At 59.9% G+C, this 19,380-nt stretch carries 17 protein-coding genes; 4 read left to right on the forward strand and 13 right to left on the reverse strand.

All coding sequences use genetic code 11. The features are described 5' to 3' along the window. Nucleotides 1–57: 57 nt before the first annotated feature. From FDG13_RS19520 to ompA, 13 genes are all read right to left on the reverse strand, one after another. On the reverse strand, nucleotides 58–918 hold the full coding sequence (locus FDG13_RS19520; RefSeq protein WP_180132329.1) for an HDOD domain-containing protein: 861 nt from the start codon (nucleotides 916–918) through the stop codon (nucleotides 58–60). Nucleotides 919–1,015: 97 nt separating this feature from the next. Next, entirely contained in the window at nucleotides 1,016–1,558 is a 543-nt protein-coding gene (msrA, locus tag FDG13_RS19525) for a peptide-methionine (S)-S-oxide reductase MsrA (RefSeq protein ID WP_180132330.1), read from the reverse strand. Between the two features lie 88 nt (nucleotides 1,559–1,646). Continuing rightward, nucleotides 1,647–3,215, reverse strand: a complete 1,569-nt coding sequence (ntrC, locus tag FDG13_RS19530; protein WP_180132331.1) for a nitrogen regulation protein NR(I) — start codon at nucleotides 3,213–3,215, stop codon at nucleotides 1,647–1,649. A 74-nt stretch (nucleotides 3,216–3,289) separates the two neighbouring features. Then, nucleotides 3,290–4,390: a nitrogen regulation protein NR(II) gene (glnL, locus tag FDG13_RS19535; protein ID WP_180132332.1), complete on the reverse strand. Its 1,101-nt coding sequence runs from the start codon at nucleotides 4,388–4,390 to the stop codon at nucleotides 3,290–3,292. Between the two features lie 15 nt (nucleotides 4,391–4,405). Beyond that, entirely contained in the window at nucleotides 4,406–4,903 is a 498-nt protein-coding gene (locus FDG13_RS19540) for a hypothetical protein (protein WP_180132333.1), read from the reverse strand. A 159-nt stretch (nucleotides 4,904–5,062) separates the two neighbouring features. After that, a complete protein-coding gene (gene glnA, locus FDG13_RS19545) occupies nucleotides 5,063–6,478 on the reverse strand; it encodes a type I glutamate--ammonia ligase (RefSeq protein ID WP_180132334.1) in 1,416 nt (471 codons plus the stop codon). A gap of 227 nt (nucleotides 6,479–6,705) precedes the next feature. Beyond that, nucleotides 6,706–7,545 (reverse strand): molybdopterin-binding protein, encoded by an 840-nt coding sequence (locus FDG13_RS19550; RefSeq protein ID WP_180132335.1) that lies wholly within the window; start codon nucleotides 7,543–7,545, stop codon nucleotides 6,706–6,708. After that, nucleotides 7,511–8,416, reverse strand: a complete 906-nt coding sequence (locus FDG13_RS19555) for an EI24 domain-containing protein (protein ID WP_180132336.1) — start codon at nucleotides 8,414–8,416, stop codon at nucleotides 7,511–7,513. Before FDG13_RS19555 ends, FDG13_RS19550 begins: the two co-directional genes overlap by 35 nt. Nucleotides 8,417–8,458: 42 nt before the next feature. Beyond that, on the reverse strand, nucleotides 8,459–9,214 hold the full coding sequence (locus FDG13_RS19560) for a 16S rRNA pseudouridine(516) synthase (RefSeq protein ID WP_180132337.1): 756 nt from the start codon (nucleotides 9,212–9,214) through the stop codon (nucleotides 8,459–8,461). Nucleotides 9,215–9,260: 46 nt separating this feature from the next. Next, nucleotides 9,261–10,445 carry an acetate/propionate family kinase gene (locus FDG13_RS19565; RefSeq protein WP_180132338.1) on the reverse strand — a complete coding sequence of 395 codons (1,185 nt, stop codon included), beginning with the start codon at nucleotides 10,443–10,445 and terminating at the stop codon, nucleotides 9,261–9,263. A gap of 8 nt (nucleotides 10,446–10,453) precedes the next feature. Beyond that, nucleotides 10,454–11,875, reverse strand: a complete 1,422-nt coding sequence (locus FDG13_RS19570; RefSeq protein ID WP_180132339.1) for a bifunctional enoyl-CoA hydratase/phosphate acetyltransferase — start codon at nucleotides 11,873–11,875, stop codon at nucleotides 10,454–10,456. Between the two features lie 6 nt (nucleotides 11,876–11,881). Then, nucleotides 11,882–12,271 (reverse strand): hypothetical protein, encoded by a 390-nt coding sequence (locus FDG13_RS19575; protein WP_078363944.1) that lies wholly within the window; start codon nucleotides 12,269–12,271, stop codon nucleotides 11,882–11,884. Nucleotides 12,272–12,572: 301 nt separating this feature from the next. Continuing rightward, nucleotides 12,573–13,205, reverse strand: coding sequence for an outer membrane protein OmpA (gene ompA, locus FDG13_RS19580; RefSeq protein WP_180132340.1), 633 nt, complete (start codon nucleotides 13,203–13,205; stop codon nucleotides 12,573–12,575). A gap of 244 nt (nucleotides 13,206–13,449) precedes the next feature. Here ompA and gyrA point away from each other — a divergent pair, with 244 nt between their 5' ends. From gyrA to FDG13_RS19600, 4 genes are all read left to right on the forward strand, one after another. Then, nucleotides 13,450–16,098: a DNA gyrase subunit A gene (gyrA, locus tag FDG13_RS19585; RefSeq protein ID WP_180132341.1), complete on the forward strand. Its 2,649-nt coding sequence runs from the start codon at nucleotides 13,450–13,452 to the stop codon at nucleotides 16,096–16,098. Nucleotides 16,099–16,170: 72 nt separating this feature from the next. Next, entirely contained in the window at nucleotides 16,171–17,262 is a 1,092-nt protein-coding gene (gene serC / locus FDG13_RS19590; RefSeq protein WP_180132342.1) for a 3-phosphoserine/phosphohydroxythreonine transaminase, read from the forward strand. A gap of 83 nt (nucleotides 17,263–17,345) precedes the next feature. Continuing rightward, a complete protein-coding gene (pheA, locus tag FDG13_RS19595; RefSeq protein WP_180132343.1) occupies nucleotides 17,346–18,428 on the forward strand; it encodes a prephenate dehydratase in 1,083 nt (360 codons plus the stop codon). 72 nt (nucleotides 18,429–18,500) lie between these two features. Continuing rightward, nucleotides 18,501–19,370 carry a prephenate dehydrogenase/arogenate dehydrogenase family protein gene (locus FDG13_RS19600; RefSeq protein WP_180132344.1) on the forward strand — a complete coding sequence of 290 codons (870 nt, stop codon included), beginning with the start codon at nucleotides 18,501–18,503 and terminating at the stop codon, nucleotides 19,368–19,370. Nucleotides 19,371–19,380: the final 10 nt, after the last annotated feature.

Below are 19,380 nucleotides of genomic sequence, written 5' to 3' on the forward strand. Positions count from 1 at the left end.
GCACACCGGCTTGGCCTGCAGGCACAGGACCCTCAGGCCCCGGGCCTGGGGTCGGGTTCAATCAAACAAGGCGTCCAGGCCCTGGGTCAGTTCAGCCAGGGGCGGCATCAGCAGCTGCTCTTCGGGGTGTGATTGCGCTGCCAGCGCGGGAGTCCAGTTGGGCTGCAGGTACAGCCGCTCACCCACATCAAACGGGTAATTGGCGACCTGCTCCGCGTCGCTCCAGCCCAGCACCTCGGCACGGGCACGCCACGCCCCCAGATGCACCAGTGCGGCAGCCTCCAGAAATTCAGGCGCCGCCAGCGGATCCACGATGTGGCGCAGCGCGTCGACCAAAGGTAGCGGCAAATTCCACGCCAGCGCCAGCTCGGCCGACACATCACCGTAATGGAAGCCCAGCGTGCGCACCTCCAGTTGCGGGCGGCCTGGGTGCAACACACTCATTTGCTGGTCCAGCGGGGCCATGGTCTGTGGCACGATGGCATGCAGTTGTAACTGACCAATGGCATGTAACAAGGCCAGCGTGAACACCCGATCGGCGTTGAAGCCGGTACGTTCGGCCAGCCAACGTGCGGCACAGGCGGTCTCGAGGTTGTAGCGCCAGAACTGTGGCAAATCCAGACCGGGCGTGGCCTTGTAGGCCGCCGCCACGGTGCTGCCCAGCACCAGATTGCGCACCATCACCAGGCCCAGCATCTGCAGCGCCCCATCAACCGTGCCGATGGTGTGCGAGACCTGGAAATAGGCCGAATTGGCCAGCTTGAGCAATTTGGCGCTCAAGGCCGGATCGGCGGCAAGCTGACTGCTGATCTCGGCCACCGACACCTGCTCAGCACCAAAACTGGCCAAAAGCTGCTGGCCCAGCTTGGGGATGGTAGGCAGCTTGCTGGGGATGTCGATCAGGCTTTTGAGGTCCATGGAGTCACTTTCTCAAAGAGACGTGTGGGGCACGGCTATTTTCTCCCATCCTCCACGCCGGTGGTGCGCAATTTGACCTCTGCAGACCACCCTGACGTCAATCCAATGCCAGACGGGCAAAGGTTTTCCTGAACTTGGCCACCTTGGGTGCCGCCACCGCCAGGCAATAGCCCTGGTGCGGGTTGCGCGCAAAGAAGTCCTGGTGGTAGTCCTCGGCAGCACTGTAGTTGTGCAAGGGCAGCACCTCGGTCACGATGGGGCGCGTGTAAATACCGCTGGCCACCAGCTCCTGGAGGATGTCCTGCGCCACCTGCTGCTGGCTGGTGTCCGTGAAATAAATGCCACTGCGGTACTGGCTGCCATGGTCGTTGCCCTGGGCGTTGAGCGTGGTCGGGTCATGGATGACAAAAAAGATCTCGAGAATCTCGCGCAGACTGATCTGGCATGGGTCAAACACCAGCTTGACCACCTCGGCATGCCCGGTGCGGCCAGTACAGACTTGTTCGTAAGTGGGTTGCGCCACATCGCCATTGCTGTAACCCGACTCCACCGAATGAATCCCCTTGACCTTGGCGTAAACCGCATCCAGGCACCAAAAACAGCCTCCGCCCAGGGTGATGGTGTGATGTGCTGCTGGCATGGGTGTCTCCTTGGGTGGTCTGTGAGGCTTTGGATTGTCTACAGACTGGCAATACCCTTGCGTCACACAGCCATTGCCCCACCCGCCCCTATTCCAGACCCAGCTCCTGGATTTTGCGGGTGATGGTGTTGCGCCCGATACCCAGGCGTTGCGCCGCCTCGATGCGCCGACCCCGTGTGCTGGCCAAGGCCGCCAGGATCAGGCGTGACTCAAAACGGCGGGTCAGTTCGTCCCACACATCACAGCGGTCGGTCGCCAGCAACGCGTGGGCATCGGCGTCCAGACCCAGCTCCCAGCTGGAGGGTTCCGCCAATGCTGCGGCCGCCACCTCGCTCACGCGTAACTCGGCATCATCCAGGTGGGCAAGTGCCGCAGCCTGGCTGGTAGCATGCGCTGGCACGGGTTTGGCCACCGCTTCCGCCAATCCGGCGGGAAAGGACTGGACCGCCTCTGGTGCACGGCTGGCGGGCAAACCTTGGGGGCGAGCAGCGCTGGGCGCCACATCCACCTCGGGTGGCAAGTCCTTGGGTTCGATCAACTGGGCCGGTGCCATGACGGTGAGCCAGTGGCAGATGTTCTCGAGCTGGCGCACATTGCCAGGAAAAGAAAAATCGCTGAGCCAGGCCAGTGCGGCCTCGGAAATCCGCTTGGGCTCCACACCCAGCTGGGCAGCGCTTTGCTGCAGGAAATGCCGCGTCAGCGCGGGGATGTCCTCGCGCCGCTCGCGCAGCGCGGGCAGGCGCAGGCGGATGACGTTCAGACGATGGAACAAGTCTTCGCGGAACACACCTTCCTTGACCCGTTGCTCCAGATTCTGGTGGGTTGCGGCAATCACCCGCACATTGGTCTTGACCGCACCATGGCCACCGACCCTGTAAAAATGCCCATCTGAAAGCACCCGCAGCAAACGGGTCTGTAGGTCAAACGGCATGTCACCAATTTCGTCAAGGAACAAGGTGCCACCATCAGCCTGCTCAAACCGACCACGGCGCATGGTCTGAGCACCGGTAAACGCCCCCCGTTCGTGGCCAAACAATTCAGACTCCAGCAGGTCTTTCGGAATTGCAGCAGTATTGATAGCAACAAACGGCCCACTGGCGCGGGGTGAATGCTTGTGGAGTGCTCTGGCGACGAGTTCTTTGCCGGAACCCGACTCACCAGTCACCATGACCGTGACATTGCTTTGGCTCAGGCGCCCGATGGCCCGGAACACGTCCTGCATGGCGGGTGCCTGGCCGAGCATTTCCGGGGCTTCGGTGATACGTTCTTCAGCCACTTCCTCGCGCTGGCTCTCTTCGACCGCGCGGCGGATCAGCTCCACCGCCTTGGGCAGGTCAAATGGTTTGGGCAGATACTCAAACGCGCCGCCCTGAAAAGCCGATACCGCGCTGTCCAGGTCGGAATATGCCGTCATGATGATGACCGGCAGGCCGGGCAGCTTGGCCTTGATTTTTTCAAGCAGGTCCAGCCCGGAGCCGCCTGGCATACGGATGTCGCTGACCAGTACCTGCGGCCCGCGGTCACTGTCGTCGTCCAGGGCACTCAGGACATCACGGGCATTGGTAAAGCTGCGGGTGGGCAGGTTGTCACGCAACAGCGCTTTTTCAAGCACGAAGCGGATCGACTGGTCATCGTCAACAATCCAGATGGGCTTCATAGTGTGTGGTCACCTCGTTAAGTACCCACGCTCTGGCCGGGTACAGCCCACCTTGCGGCGCGCCATTCTGCGGGTCAGGGCAGAGGAATCAGTATCTTGAAATCAGTCAATCCGGGAGAGCTGTCACACTCGATCAAACCCTGGTGTTGCTGGACAAAGGTTTGCGCCAATGTCAGCCCCAGCCCGGAACCTCCCTCACGTCCGGACACCAACGGATAAAAAATACGGTCTTTGATCGAGTCTGGCACCCCAGGCCCGTTGTCCATCACATGCAATTCCAATGCCAACCGGTAGCGTTGTTTGCCAAAGGTGGTCTGGCGCGCCACCCGGGTGCGGAAAATGATGCGGGCATCACCCAGCGCGATGCGCTCTGAGAGTGCCTGGCAGGCATTGTGGGCAATGTTCAGCAAGGCCTGGATCAGCTGCTCGCGGTCACCACGCAGCTCGGGAATCGAGGTGTCATAGTCTTGAACCACCTGCAAGCCCTTGGGAAACTCGGCCAGGATCAGCGAGCGAACCCGCTCACACACCTCGTGGATGTTGACATCACCCACCACATGCGCCTTGCGGTGTGGCGCCAGCAGCCGGTCCACCAGCGACTGCAGGCGGTCCGCCTCATGGATGATGACTTGGGTGTATTCGTTCAAGTCAGGCGAGGCCAGTTCCATCTCCAGCAACTGGGCCGCACCACGAATCCCGCCCAGCGGGTTTTTGATCTCGTGTGCCAGATTACGGATCAGCTCCTTGTTGGCAAGGGCCTGCTCGGCCAGGCGCTCCTCGCGGTCTTGCCGGGCCTGCTGCTCCAGTGGCAACAGCTCGGCAATGATCTCCGGCCCCTCTGTGAGGGTCACGATCACATGCACGGGCAAAGCGTCACGGCTCACCCGCAACAAGGCGGCGTCGTAACGCAAGGCCGAAAAATCGTTGCCACCCACCCCCGTCAGAATGGTGCGCAAATGCTCCGGCTGTGTAAAACAATCGGGGAAATGGGCGCCCACAATGATGCGGCGCGACATACCCAGCGCGTCCTCCATGGCCGCGTTGACAAATAACACGGTGCCATCGCTGCGCACCACCGCCACCAGGGTGGCCAGCAAATCAAATGCCTTGTAGCGCTCGGCGTTGGCGGAGGAGGAAGGGATCACGGCAGACCCAGAGAGAGGAAGGCAAGTCATCAGGTACGCGCAGACTCACTGCGATGGCGAGCCACTGACGGGCGGCAATCGGTCAATTTCACGGCGCAGACCGGCGATGTCACTCTCGTTACGCGCCAGGCTGGCTTTGAGTTCGGCCACACGGTCCAGGTATTTCTGGTGGTTGCGGGCCTCGCCGCCCTGCTTGTCGGGCTCACCGTTGTTGTATTCTTTTTTCAACTCTTCCTGGCGCGCCAGGGCTTTTTTGAGCTCGTCCTGCAGGATCAACCTGCTGTCGGAGTCTCGCGCTTTTTGCTCTGAAGACACCACCTTGGGGGTGTTGCTGCCCGCTGAGGTCGAGGGTTTGGTCTTGGGTGCGGGTGTGCCCTGCACCACGGTGACGTTGCCACCTTCAACCAATTTGCAACCTTTGGCACGTGCATCCGGCTTGGTGTTGGTGTATTCGTTGCCACAGCGGTAAATCTCAGCCTGTGCCTGGCTAGGCAAGGCTGCTGCACCTGCCGCCAAGGCCACCAGCATCCACAGTTGTTTCATAAGGCTTTTACTCTCTCCATCGTGACCAGGTATGGTGGACTGCCTGAACCCGGCAACCCACCCCATCAGCATAGTTTCCCACAATAAAAAAGGACGGCAACTGCCGTCCTTTTTGCGAGCCCAAGTTGTCATGGCTGACCCACCTGGCCAAGTTGCTGATTACAGCGAGTAATACATCTCGAACTCGATCGGGTGGGTCGCCATACGCAAACGTGTGACTTCGCCCATTTTGAGTTCAATGTAAGCATCGAGCATGCTGTCTGTGAACACGCCGCCCTTGGTCAGGAAGCTGCGGTCAGCGTCCAGGCATTCCAGCGCTTGATCCAGGCTGTGGCAAACGGTTGGAATCAAAGCGTTTTCTTCGGGTGGCAGGTGGTACAGATCCTTGGTGGCAGCTTCGCCGGGGTGAATCTTGTTTTCCACGCCGTCCAGACCTGCCATCATCAAAGCGGAGAAGCCGAGGTACGGGTTCATCAGCGGATCGGGGAAGCGGGCTTCGATGCGGCGGCCTTTCGGGTTCGCGACAAACGGAATACGGATGGATGCCGAACGGTTTTTGGCCGAATAAGCCAATTTCACCGGTGCTTCATAACCAGGAACCAGACGCTTGTAGCTGTTGGTGCCGGGGTTGGTGATGGCGTTCAGGGCACGGGCGTGTTTGATGATGCCGCCGATGTAGTACAGGGCGAAGTCGCTCAAACCTGCATAGCCGTCACCGGCAAACAGGTTTTTGCCGTCCTTCCAGATCGACTGGTGCACGTGCATGCCAGAACCGTTGTCACCAACGATGGGCTTGGGCATGAAAGTGGCGGTCTTGCCGTAGGCATTGGCCACGTTTTGCACCACATACTTCAGAACTTGGGTCCAGTCAGCGCGCTCAACCAGTGTGCTGAACTTGGTGCCGATTTCGTTCTGACCAGCGCCAGCCACTTCGTGGTGGAACACTTCGACCGGGATGCCAAGCGATTCAAGAATGAGCACCATCTCGGCGCGCATGTCTTGGGTGCTGTCAATCGGAGGCACTGGGAAGTAACCACCCTTGACGGTGGGGCGGTGACCACGGTTGCCACCTTCAAGCTTGGCACCCGAATTCCAGGGCGCTTCGTATTCTTCAATTTTAAAGAAGGTGCCCGACATGTCGGTGTTCCAACGGACATTGTCGAAAATGAAGAATTCGGGTTCTGGGCCAAAGAAGGCGGTGTCACCAATACCAGAGGCCTTCAAATAGGCTTCAGCGCGGCGGGCAATCGAACGCGGGTCGCGGTCATAGGCCTTGCCATCACCGGGTTCGACCACATCGCAGCTCAAGAACAGCGTGGTTTCTTCGAAGAACGGGTCAATGTTGGCGGTGTTCGGGTCGGGCATGAGTTGCATGTCCGAAGCTTCAATGCCTTTCCAGCCAGCGATGGAGGAACCGTCAAAGGCGTGGCCGGAGCTGAACTTGTCTTCATCAAAATGCGAAACGGGCACAGTCACGTGCTGTTCTTGGCCACGGGTATCGGTGAAACGAAAGTCAACAAACTTGACTTCGTTCTCTTTCACCATCTTCATGACATCTGCGACGGTCTTGGCCATCAAATACTCCTGGTTGCTGTTGAGAAAAGGTTTATGAAACTGAATGCAGGTTTTGTGCCAGTGTCAGGGCGTGTAAAACAAGTCCGCACGCCCGCCATTTTGCACTGACTTTGCGGCATCAAACGGGCTCAAGCCGCCACTGAGGCACGCATCATTTCCGATCAAGACGAGGAGGAAACAATAACTTGCACCAAACTAGTGCAAATGAATGCACTAAAACGAAATGCTTATGCCTGCACCAATTCGGGGCCAAGTTTGACCTGAAAAACTTGCAGGCCCGCCAACAAGGCGGCGTAGGCCGGGTTGACCAAGCCGGGGGCACCTTTGACGCCCAACTCAATATGGCGCCCCCAGTCCGGATGATCCACACTGGGCAAGCTGAACACCTTAATGCCAGGATAGGTCTGCTCCAGTTGCTGCATCAGCGGCGTCAAAGTCGCCTCCATGGCACCAAAAACAATCACCGAGCGCTCCAGCCAAGCCTGATTCTGAAACCACTGGGTGTAACAGCTGTCCAGCACCCACTCGATCATGGGCCAAGCCATCACCGGAAAACCAGGCACAAAATGCACCCGCCCGACGCTGAAGCCAGGGATCTGGTTGTAGGGGTTGGGAATGATGCTGGCGCCTTGCGGAAACACCCCCATGTTGAGCCGATGCACGTTGTCCGGGGCTTGGGCGTCGTAGACCTTGCCTTGCTCTCGCGCCTGATTCTGCATACGTTGCTCAATCAGGTCCTTGGCCTGGGGATGCAAGGCCAGGGGCAGGTCCAGCGCAGCCGCAGCGCATTGGCGGGTGTGGTCGTCGGGCGTGGCACCGATGCCGCCGGTAGAAAACACCACATCACCAGATTCAAACGCACGCCGTAACACCGCTGTGATGCGCTCCGGGTCATCCCCCACATACTCGGCATAGTCCAGCTGCAGGCCACGCGCCTTGAGCAGCTCAATCACTTTGGGCAGATGTTTGTCGGCTCGTTTGCCAGACAGGATTTCATCCCCGATCACAATCAGGCGAAAACCGGGGCGATGTTCAGGCAGCGCTTGGGGGCTTGGTGTTGGCGTCATGGGTCAATGGTAACGCCTCGGGCTCGGCCAAAGTCGCTTCAACCAGGTGCTCATCCACTGACGACAGGTCCAGTTCGCGCTGCTGGCGCAGGTTGTGCAAGGCTTGTAAACAGTAATGCGCGAACCACAAGGACGACAGCGCAAAAACCCAGGTGTAGAGCCAGATGCCAATCGGTACCAACACCACAAATGCGGCCGCAAACAACACCCCCGAGGCCCAGATCACACTTGGCGCGGCCCCCAGGTAACCACAAAACACGCCAATACCCAGCAAACTCAGCCTGTGCCTGCGAAACAGCTCACGCCGCTCTTCACCGCTGGCATGGCTGGCCAGGGCGTCAAACGCCATCACCCGGTAGGTGAGCCAACCCCAGATCAGCGGTGGCAACACCAGAATCAGCGGCGGAATGAACCACAGGGGAATCGACACCACCAAAGCCACCAAGGCGAGCAAGGTCGACAACAGGGCCCAGCCCAAGCCCAGGATGAAATAACCGCCTTCTTTGCGCGCCAACTGCGGAAAGCGTTTGTTGGCCACAAAATGGGTCAGCGCCGGTGTCATCAAGAGTGCGACCGACAGCAGCGACAACAGCACCACCACTGGCATGATGCTCACAATCACAATCAACGGCGCCAGCACCGAGGTGATACCACCCAGGCCCAGCGCCTGCATCCAGCCCGACACCACCCCAACAATGCTCGACGCCTCCAGCGTGGCTCGCACCCAGAGCAGGCTGGTGTCCCAGTACAGACTGCCCAGGGTCACCGACAACACAGCCATCAACACCAGGGGCGCCGCTGACAACAACATCACGCGTGGACGAAAACAATCCAGCAACGCCCGCCAGAACGAGTCAAACAGCAAATTCATGGTGTGAGCATACCCGAGCCCAGCATACGCACCAGCGCCCGCTCAGCGAGGAGTGGTCTGGTTGACAAGCGCCAGATCGGCGGCGTTGAGCCAGCGCCATTGGCCGGGCAGCAGATCATCGGGCAGACGCAGACCACCGATCTGTGAGCGGTGCAGGCCCTCGACCCGGTTGCTCACCGCCGCCAACATACGTTTGACTTGGTGGTACTTGCCCTCGGTCAGCGTCAGGCGCAGATGGTGGCTGGACACGGCCTCACAGGCGGCAGCACGCACCGCCTTGGGGTCATCGTCCAGCACCACACCAGCCAGCAGCTGGCTCACCTGGCGCTCATCAAGCGAGTGTTTGACCGTGACCTCGTACACCTTGGGCACATGGTGGCGCGGTGAACTCATGCGGTGAATGAACTGACCGTCATCGGTGAGCAGCAACATGCCGGTGGTGTCCTGATCCAACCTGCCCACCGCCTGCACCCCTTGCACCGCGCCTTTTTGCGGCCGCTGGCGCAAGGGTGCGGGCAGCAAGGTGTAAATACTCGGGTAGGTCGATGGTTTTTGGGAACACTCAGTGGCTGCGGGCTTGTGCAGCAGGATGTAGGCCTTCTCCGCATACGGCCAATCCACCCCACGCACCCTGAAGCGCAGATTTTCAGCTTCAAACTCCATAGCTGCTTGCGCAATGGTGACAAGGGCTGGAGGCTCATTTTCTTGATAAACCTGAACCAGACCCTGCTGGATCAGACCGGCACAGACGCGGCGTGTGCCAAAACCCTGGGAATAAAGAATGTCTTGCAGTTGCATGCTGCGAGTATCTCAAAGCCTGGACAACAGCCAGAACCGGAGTCGATCAGGCGAACAACAAGGTGGCGGCCTCGCGGGCAGCCACCACAGCTTCATCGGTGGGCACCACCCACACCTCGACCAGGCTCGAGGGCGCGTGAATCGCTACCACCTCACTGCCGGTGGCCCGCGCATTGCGCTCTGGGTCAATCACCACACCCAGCCAGGCCAGCTGTTGCCCGACCTGCGCACGCAATGTCACATCATGCTCACCGATGCCTCCGCTGAAGGCCAGCACATCCAGGCCCTGCAAACAGGCCACGAGCGCACCTGTTTCACGTACTACGCGGTAGGTGAAGGCCTCGATGGCCAGTTTGGCCTGCGGTGACGACGCCTCACGCAGGCGTCGCATGTCCGCAGACAGGCCCGACAAACCCAGCAAACCACTTTGTTTGTAGAGCAGCTTCTGCAACCGCGCATGGTCCCAGCCTTGCTCCAACAAGTAGAGCAACACCCCCGGGTCAAGTGCACCGGGACGGGTTCCCATGATCAGTCCGTCGAGCGCCGAGAAGCCCATCGTGGTGGCGCAACTCTTGCCGTCACGCGCCGCGCACAGACTGGCGCCATTGCCCAGGTGCGCCATCAAAGTGCGCCCCTTGGCCCGCGTTGAGTGTGCCAACAAGGTCCCCATCACATACTGGTACGACAGACCATGAAAGCCGTAGCGACGCAGGCCCTGCGCGTAGAGCTCTTGTGGCAGGGCAAAGCGGTATTCCACCTCGGGCAGACTGGCATGGAATGCGGTGTCAAAACAAGCGATCTGGGGCAAGCCAACAAACGCCGCACGGAAAGCACGAATGCCCTCCAGGTTGTGCGGCTGGTGCAAAGGCGCGAGCGAGTTGAACGCAGCCAGTTGCGCCAGCACCTCGTCGTTGACCAACAGGCTGGCGCGGTACTTGTCCGCCCCGTGCACCACCCGGTGGCTCACCGCCTGCAGGGTCGGGGCATCTGGCAACTGTGCCAACAGCTCACGCAGGCTGCACAAGGCCTGGGCAAACATCGGCTGATCGTCCTGCACCAGGACACAGCTGTGTTGATGCCCCTGATAGTGCCAACGCATATGCGGTGCACCACCTGGCTCCAAACCTTCAATCAGGCCTGACAGGATCTGTGTTTGAACCTCGGCGCCAATCAGGGGATAGAGGGCAAACTTGAGTGAAGACGATCCCGCGTTGACCGAGAGAATCGCCATTTCACCACCTACCAGGCAGCGCGGGGCTGGCTGCGCCTTGCATTGTGGGCTACCAACAACCCCAGCAAAGCGGACGCCACCCGGTTGGAGGGCCCCTCGGCGCGGCTGGTCAGCGCAATCGGAATACGTGCGCCCAGCACCAAGCCCGAACCACTGGCACCTGCCAGGTATTCCAGTTGTTTGGCCAGCATGTTGCCGCTCTCCAGATCGGGCACAGCCAGAATGTCAGCGTGCCCCGCCACCGCAGAGGTGATGTGTTTGATCTGCGCGGCATGCATCGAAATGGCATTGTCAAAGGCCAGCGGGCCATCCAGCACACCACCGGTGATTTGCCCGCGATCAGCCATCTTGCACAAAGCTGCCGCGTCGATGGTTGACGGGATCGTGGGGTTGACCGTTTCAACCGCCGACAGAATCGCCACCTTGGGTGTGGTCACACCCAAAATGCGGGCGAAGTCGATGGCGTTCTGGACAATATCGATCTTTTCCTGCAAGCTGGGGCGGATGTTGAGTGCCGCATCAGTGATCAGCAAGGGCTTGTGGTAAAGCGGCACATCGAAGCGAAACACATGGGACATGCGCCGCTCGGTGCGCAACACGGCTTGGGACAACACCGCGTGGATCAGTTCATCGGTATGCAGGCTGCCCTTCATGAGCATCTCGACCTGTCCATTGGCGGCCAGTTCAGCGGCAGCTTCGGCGGCGGCGTGGCTGTGGGGCTGGTTGATGATCTCGGCACCGGTCAGGTCAATCCCCGCCTCGGCCGCCACATGGCGAATGCGCACCTCTGGGCCAATCAGCACCGGCAGAATCAGGCCGTAACGTGCAGCGTCCATGGCCCCACTGAGGGAACCATCGTCGCACGGATGCACCACGGCACATCGGATAGCGGACAGCTTGTTGCCCAGGGCGAGCAATTGTTTGAAACGCACCTGGGGGTCATACAACTGAATCTGTGGCGCAGCCACACGTGGCAGACGGACCTTGACCGTGGGCGCCAGCACCCGGGCCGTGCCACTGAGCACACAGATTCCCTTTTGGTTCACCACCTGGCAATCCAGCTCGATGCTGTGGTTTTCCGGGTTTTTGGAAATCACCGTCACCGTCACCGTCAGGGTGTCGCCGACGCGCACCGGTTTGACAAAATGCAGCGCTTGGTCCTGGTAGATCGTCCCCGGGCCAGGGAACTGCGTTCCCAACAGCGCCGAGATCAAGGCCCCACTCCACATGCCATGGGCAATCACGCCATGGAACAAGGTGTCGTTGGCATATTCGGGGTCCAGATGGGCTGGATTGGTGTCGCCAGAGACAGCGGCAAAAGCCCGGATGTCTTCGAGCTTCAGCGCACGCAACAGACGTGCACTTTGTCCGACCATGATTTCATCGAAGACATGGTTTTCGATCAACTCAGCGTCGGATGGGAAATTCATACTTGCCTAGTGTTCGTTGAAAAGACCATCAGCATCCGGCCCATTGGCCCCAGGCCTGAACCCCCGCTGTTCCAGCCGATATTCCGCCAGGGACACGATCTCACGGGTCAATTCCAGACCATGCTGGTTCAGACTGACCGTTTCCAGTTGATAGCGTAACACCAACAAGCCGCGTAATTCTTCGCGCAAAAGAACCACGCGGCGCCCCCCTGACATGGCTTGCGCCGCCCGGCCGGATGTCCCCCTGCCACGTGGCGGGGCTTGGTCTATGACTTGTTGTACCGCTTGTTGGTCATTGAGCTTGATGCCAAGCCCGATGGCCAGGCGTGCAATACGCTCACCCAGGGTTTCCAGAGACACACTCAGGCGCCGGGCTTGTTCCACTTCGATTTGCATCGTCGGTTTACCTTCGAAAAAACAACGCACGCACCGGAGCAGCACATGTTAAAAAATGAGCCCCCTCAAGCCGTGACAACCAGGCTGGACAAACGCAGCACACTGATCAACCTCTCCGAGGCACCTGTTTGGAGCAGGTGGTATTTTAGGGTATACCCTTATCTTTTCAACACCAGCAAACTTACGGCAACCCGACAAACACATCTACACCCAAACGATAGCGCACAAAAACAGCCGTCGATCACCCATAAAAAAACCCGCCGAAGCGGGTTCTTTTATGTCAGGGAAAAACCCCGATAAATTAGTTGGCGCGAGTACCAACCACTTCAATTTCCACACGGCGGTTCTTGGAACGGCCATCTTTGGTCTTGTTGTCAGCAACAGGTTGTTTTTCACCCTTGCCTTCGGTGTAAACGCGGTTCTTTTCGATGCCCTTGGACACCAAATAGGCCTTCACAGCTTCAGAACGTTTGACCGACAGCTTTTGGTTGTAAGCATCGGAACCCACTGCGTCGGTGTGACCCACAGCAATGATGACTTCGAGGTTGATGCCCTTGACTTTGCCGACCAGGTCGTCGAGCTTGGCTTTGCCTTCAGGCTTGAGCACAGCTTTGTCAAAGTCAAAGAAAGCATCAGCAGCGTAGGTCACCTTGGCAGCAGCAACGACTGGAGCCGGTGCGGGAGCAGCCTTGGCAGCCGGTGCAGGAGCAGCAGCGGGAGCCGGTGCAGCAGGAGCTGCTGCCACGATAGCGCCGTCGCAACCAACGGCTGCGGTAGCGGGTGTCCAGAAGGCATCGCGCCAGCACAGTTCATTGGAACCATTCTTGATAACCGTGCCATCGGCAGCGCGCCAGTTGTCAACGGTTTGTGCACCAGCAGCAGAAGCGAATGCCACTGCAGTGATCAACATTGCAAATTTGTTCAATTTTTTCATGATTCTCCTAGATGAAAAAGACCGCATCGGTGCGGCGTAAGTAAAACAGACGCCCAAGATGCCTATCACTTGGAACGGTTAATCTATTGTGCCACATAGCGTTTCCACATACCGGTGCTGTTTCAGCCAAGCGGACCGCTGCCGCGACAAGTGTGCGTTAATTGACGGTTCCGTTGCGGGCTAGCCACAGCCTGAACGCATAAAATCGCAGAACTCCACTGAATTTGCCTCGCATCAACTCCCCATGACCCAATTCGCCAAAGAAACCTTGCCCACCAGTCTTGCGGACGAAATGCGTCGCAGCTATCTGGACTACGCCATGAGCGTGATCATCGGGCGGGCTTTGCCGGATGCGCGCGACGGCCTCAAACCGGTGCACCGGCGTGTGTTGTTTGCGATGCACGAGCTCAACAACGACTGGAACAAGGCCTACAAAAAATCCGCACGTATCGTGGGGGATGTGATCGGTAAGTACCACCCGCATGGCGACCAATCGGTGTACGACACGATTGTGCGTATGGCGCAGGACTTCTCCATGCGCCACATGCTGGTCGATGGCCAGGGCAACTTCGGCTCGGTTGACGGTGACAGCGCCGCCGCCATGCGTTACACCGAAATCCGCTTGGCCAAGATTGCGCATGAGTTGCTGGCTGACCTTGACAAAGAAACCGTGGACTTTGGCCCTAACTACGACGGCTCTGAAAAAGAACCGTTGGTGCTGCCCACACGCCTGCCCAACCTGCTGGTCAATGGCTCGGGCGGCATTGCCGTGGGTATGGCCACCAACATCCCGCCGCACAACCTCAACGAAGTCGTCGACGGCTGCCTGCACCTACTGAAAAACCCGGACGCGTCCATTGACGAGCTGATGGAGATCATCCCGGCGCCCGACTTCCCCACTGCCGGCATCATCTACGGCATCAACGGTGTCAAAGATGGCTACCGTACCGGCCGGGGCCGCATCGTGATGCGGGCCAAATGCCACTTCGAGGACATCGACAAGGGCCAGCGCCAGTCCATCATCGTTGACGAGCTGCCCTACCAGGTCAACAAGAAGACCTTGCAAGAACGCATGGCCGAACTGGTGCACGAGAAGAAGATCGAAGGCATCAGCCACATCCAGGACGAGTCCGACAAATCCGGCATGCGCCTGGTGATCGAACTCAAACGCGGTGAAGTGCCCGAAGTGGTGCTCAACAACCTCTACAAACAAACCCAGCTACAAGACACCTTCGGCATGAACATGGTGGCGCTGGTCAACGGCCAGCCCAAGCTGTGCAACCTGAAGGATCTGATCGAGGTCTTTCTAAACCACCGCCGCGAGGTGGTAACACGGCGTACCGTGTTCGAACTACGCAAGGCACGCGAACGTGGCCACGTGCTCGAAGGCCTGGCCGTGGCGCTGGCCAACATCGACGACTTCATTCGCATCATCCGCGAGTCGCCCACCCCACCGGTGGCCAAGGCCGAGTTGATGACCCGTGCGTGGGACAGCAAGCTGGTGCGCGAGATGCTCACCCGCACCCGCGCCGACGGTGGTGTGGTCAATGCCGACGACTACCGCCCCGATGGCTTGGAGATGCAATTTGGCATGGGCAAAGATGGCCTGTACCGGCTGTCTGAAACCCAGGCCCAAGAAATTTTGCAGATGCGCCTGCAGCGCCTGACCGGGCTGGAGCAGGACAAGATCGTGGGCGAATACAAGGAAGTCATGGCGGTCATTGACGACCTGCTGGACATCCTGGCACGCCCCGAGCGGGTCTCCATCATCATCGGTGACGAACTCACCGCAATCAAAACCGAGTTTGGCCTGACCAAAATCGGTGCACGCCGCTCGCTGGTGGAGCACAGCTCGTTTGACCTGAGCACCGAAGACCTGATCACCCCGACCGACATGGTGGTGACGCTGAGCCACAGCGGCTACATCAAGAGCCAGCCGCTCAGCGAGTACCGCTCACAAAAACGTGGCGGCCGTGGCAAACAGGCCACCGCCACCAAAGAAGACGACTGGGTCGACCAGCTCTTCATCGCCAACACCCACGATTACCTGCTGTGTTTCTCCAACCGCGGCCGCATGTACTGGCTCAAGGTCTGGGAGGTGCCACAAGGTTCACGCGGCTCGCGCGGCCGCCCGATCGTCAACATGTTCCCGCTGCAAGAGGGCGAAAAAATCACCGTGGTGCTGGCACTCACCGGCGAAAAACGCACCTTCCCCGAAGACCAGTATGTGTTCATGGCGACCCGCATGGGCACCGTCAAGAAGACCGCACTCGACGAATTCTCCAACCCACGCAAGGCCGGCATCATTGCGGTGGACCTGGACGATGGCGACTTCCTGATTGGCGCCGCGTTGACCGACGGCAAGCACGATGTGATGTTGTTCTCGGATGGTGGCAAGGCGGTACGTTTTGACGAGAACGATGTGCGCCCGATGGGTCGCCAGGCGCGCGGCGTACGCGGCATGATGCTTGACGAGGGCCAGAGTGTGATCGCCATGCTGGTGGCCGAAGACGAGTCCCAAAGTGTGCTCACCGCTACCCAGCACGGCTACGGCAAACGCACCAGCATCGTCGAATACACCCGCCATGGCCGAGGCACCAAGGGCATGATCGCGATCCAGCAAAGTGAACGCAATGGCAAGGTGGTTGCCGCCACCCTGGTGCACGCCGATGACGAAATCATGCTGATCACCGACAAGGGTGTCTTGGTACGCACCCGCGTCAGTGAAATTCGTGAACTCGGCCGTGCCACCCAAGGCGTGACCCTGATTGGTCTGGACGAAGGCTCACAGCTCAGTGGTCTGCAGCGTATTGTGGAAAACGATGCGATTGCCAAAACAGCGGACGACAGCGCTGACGATGCTGCCGACGAGCCCACTGCACCTGACGCCTGAGCACTTCTAAAAACATAGCTTCTTGCCCCTTATATATAAGGGCTAGAGCCTGATTTCTTATAGATGTCACGCATGAACAGACCTTATAACTTTTCTGCCGGCCCGGCCGCCATGCCCGAAGAAGTCTTGGCAGAGGCCGCGGCCGAGATGCTGGACTGGCACGGCAGCGGCATGGGTGTGATGGAGATGAGCCACCGCGGTAAGGAGTTTGGCCAGATCGCCCAAGAGGCCGAGGCTGACTTGCGTGAGCTGCTGAAGGTGCCGAACAACTTCAAACTGCTGTTCATGCAAGGTGGCGGCCTGGCCGAGAACGCCATCGTGCCGCTGAACCTGTCGCGTGGTGATGCGGTGGACTTTGTGGTCAGCGGCAGCTGGAGCCAGAAATCAGCACAAGAAGCCGCGCGTTATTGCACCGTGCGGGAGGCTGCCAACACCCAAGCCAGCGGCTTCACCACGCTGGTCGACCCGATCAGCTGGCAACTCAGCAAGCAGCCCGCCTACGTGCATATCTGCAGCAATGAAACCATCAACGGCGTGGAGTACCAGTCGCTACCTGACCTCAAAGCTCTGGGCTGTGATGCCCCCTTGGTGGTCGACTTCTCATCGCACGTCGCCTCACGTCCGGTCGACTGGTCGCGGGTTGGTCTAGCTTTTGGTGGTGCACAAAAGAACCTCGGGCCCGCTGGCTTGACCCTGGTGGTGGTGCGGGAGGATTTGCTGGACCGCGCCCTGCCCATCTGCCCAAGCGCTTTCTGCTACAAAACCGTGGCAGAAAACAACTCCATGTTCAACACCCCGCCCACCTATGCGATCTACATCGCCGGGCTGGTGTTCAAGTGGCTCAAGCGCCAGGGTGGCATCGCCGCAATGGAAGCACGCAACGTCGCCAAGGCTGAGCTGCTGTACCAGGCCATCGACAGCTCCAGCCTGTACACCAACCGGGTCGACCCAAGCTGCCGCTCCCGCATGAATGTGCCGTTTTACCTGCGTGACGAAAGTCTCAATGAAGCCTTCCTGGCTGGCGCCAAGGAACGTGGTCTGCTGCAGCTCAAGGGCCACAAGTCGGTGGGTGGCATGCGCGCCAGCATCTACAACGCGCTGCCGCTCGAAGGGGTGCAGGCGCTGGTGGCCTATTTAGGCGACTTTGAAGCACAGCACGGTTGAGAACAACCGACGGCCACACCTGCCCAGCGTAACACCTACCCACCGCAGGTCACACACCCAGCCCTATCACCTGAACCGACACGATGGCCAAAACCCTTCCTGAATTGCGCAACCAGATCGACGCGGTGGATCTGGAGCTGATCGCCCTGCTCAACAAACGCGCCGCACTGGCCCACGAAGTGGGTGAGATCAAACGCCTGGACGGCTCAACCGTGTTCCGGCCAGACCGCGAAAACCAGGTGATCAGCAATCTGCAGGCCGTCAACCAAGGCCCCCTCAAAGACCACAGCGTGGCCATCATCTGGCGCGAAATCATGTCGGCCTGCCGCTCGCTTGAGGCACCACAACGGGTGGCGTACCTCGGCCCGGCGGGCACCTTCAGCGAACAAGCAGCGATCCAGTTTTTTGGCGGCAGCATGGCACGTGTGATGTGTGTCAGCTTCGACGAGGTGTTCCGCGCCACGGCGGCGGGCAGCGCCGAGTTTGGTGTGGTGCCGATCGAGAACTCGTCAGAGGGGGTGGTCTCGCGCACCCTCGACCTGCTGCTCAGCTCACCCCTGCACATCATTGGTGAAACCAGCTTTCTGGTACGCCACAACCTGCTTCGCCTGGAGCCCAGCCTGTCCAACATCGAGGCGGTCTACGCCCACCCGCAGGCCTTGTCGCAATGCCAGGACTGGCTCAGCACCCACCTGCCGCACGCCGACCGCCGCGCCGCGCCGAGCAATGCCGAAGGCGCCCGCCTGGCCTCCACCAACCCGGCCTGGGCGGCAATTGCCAGCGAACGCGCGGGCAGCGAGTTTGGCCTGCATGTGGTGTCCTACGCGATCCAGGACGACGCTTTCAACCGCACCCGCTTTGCGGTGATCTGCCTGCCCACCACGCTGGCGGCGCCGCAAGCCACCGGCAAAGACTGTGTCAGCCTGATTGTGTCGGTGAACAACAAGCCCGGCGCGGTGCACGACCTGCTGGTGCCGCTCAAACGGCATGGGGTGTCGATGACGCGTTTTGAGTCGCGCCCCGCGCGCTCTGGCCAGTGGGAGTACTACTTCTACATCGACCTGGCCGGCCACCCGTCCGAGCCACATGTGGCCGCCGCGCTCGAAGAGTTGCGTAGCCTGTGTGCCTTCTACAAGGTGCTGGGTACCTACCCGGTGGCGGAATGAGCCTGTGGCCCACTCCACCTCAACCGTTTGGGCCGCTTGGCCTGGGCAGCAGTCAACCCGCCGGGAGGTCTGATGTTTGAACAACTGGGTTTGATCGGCTGCGGTCTGATGGGTGGCTCCTTTGCACTGGCACTCAAACAGGCGGGCCTGGTCAAACGTGTTGTGGGTTACAGCAAGTCACCCTCCACCACCGAGCGCGCCTGCCAGATGGGGGTCATCGACCTGGCAGCCCCATCGGCCTTGCTGGCGGTGTCCGGCGCAGACATTGTGCTGATGGCGGTGCCGGTGGCGGCCTCCGAGGCCACCTTCAAGGCCATCAAACACATGGTCACGCCCGGCATGTTGATCATGGATGTGGGCTCCACCAAGGGTGACGTGGTCGAGGCGGCGGCGCGTGGCCTGCGTGACCAGGTCGGCTCCTTTGTGCCTGCGCACCCAATTGCGGGCAAGGAGCTCGCTGGTGTCGACAACGCCGATGCCGAGCTGTATGTGGGCAAACAGGTGATCCTGACGCCCACCGATCTCACGCTGGCCACCCACACCCAACGCGCGACCGAGGTCTGGAGCGCGCTAGGCTGCAAAGTGGTGCAGATGTCGCCCGCGTCCCATGACGCTGCTTTTGCGGCGGTGAGCCACCTGCCCCACATGTTGGCCTTCACCCTGATGAACTCGGTGATCGGACAAACCAAAGGAGCAAGCTACATGGGCTTGGCCGGGCCGGGTTTCCGCGATTTCACCCGCATTGCCGCCAGCGACCCCAAGGTCTGGCGCGACATTTTGCAGGCCAACCGGGCCGAGTTGCTGACCCAATGCAAGCATTTCCGCGATCAGCTGGCCCTGTTTGAAGCCGCCATGTTGGCGAGTGACCAGCAGACGCTGGAAGCCCTGATCACCCAGGCCAGCACCGCCCGCGCCGCCTGGCGCATGAACCAGTTACCGTGAGTCCCGCTGC

The organism is Rhodoferax sp. BLA1, assembly GCF_013416775.1.
Lineage (GTDB): Bacteria > Pseudomonadota > Gammaproteobacteria > Burkholderiales > Burkholderiaceae_C > Rhodoferax.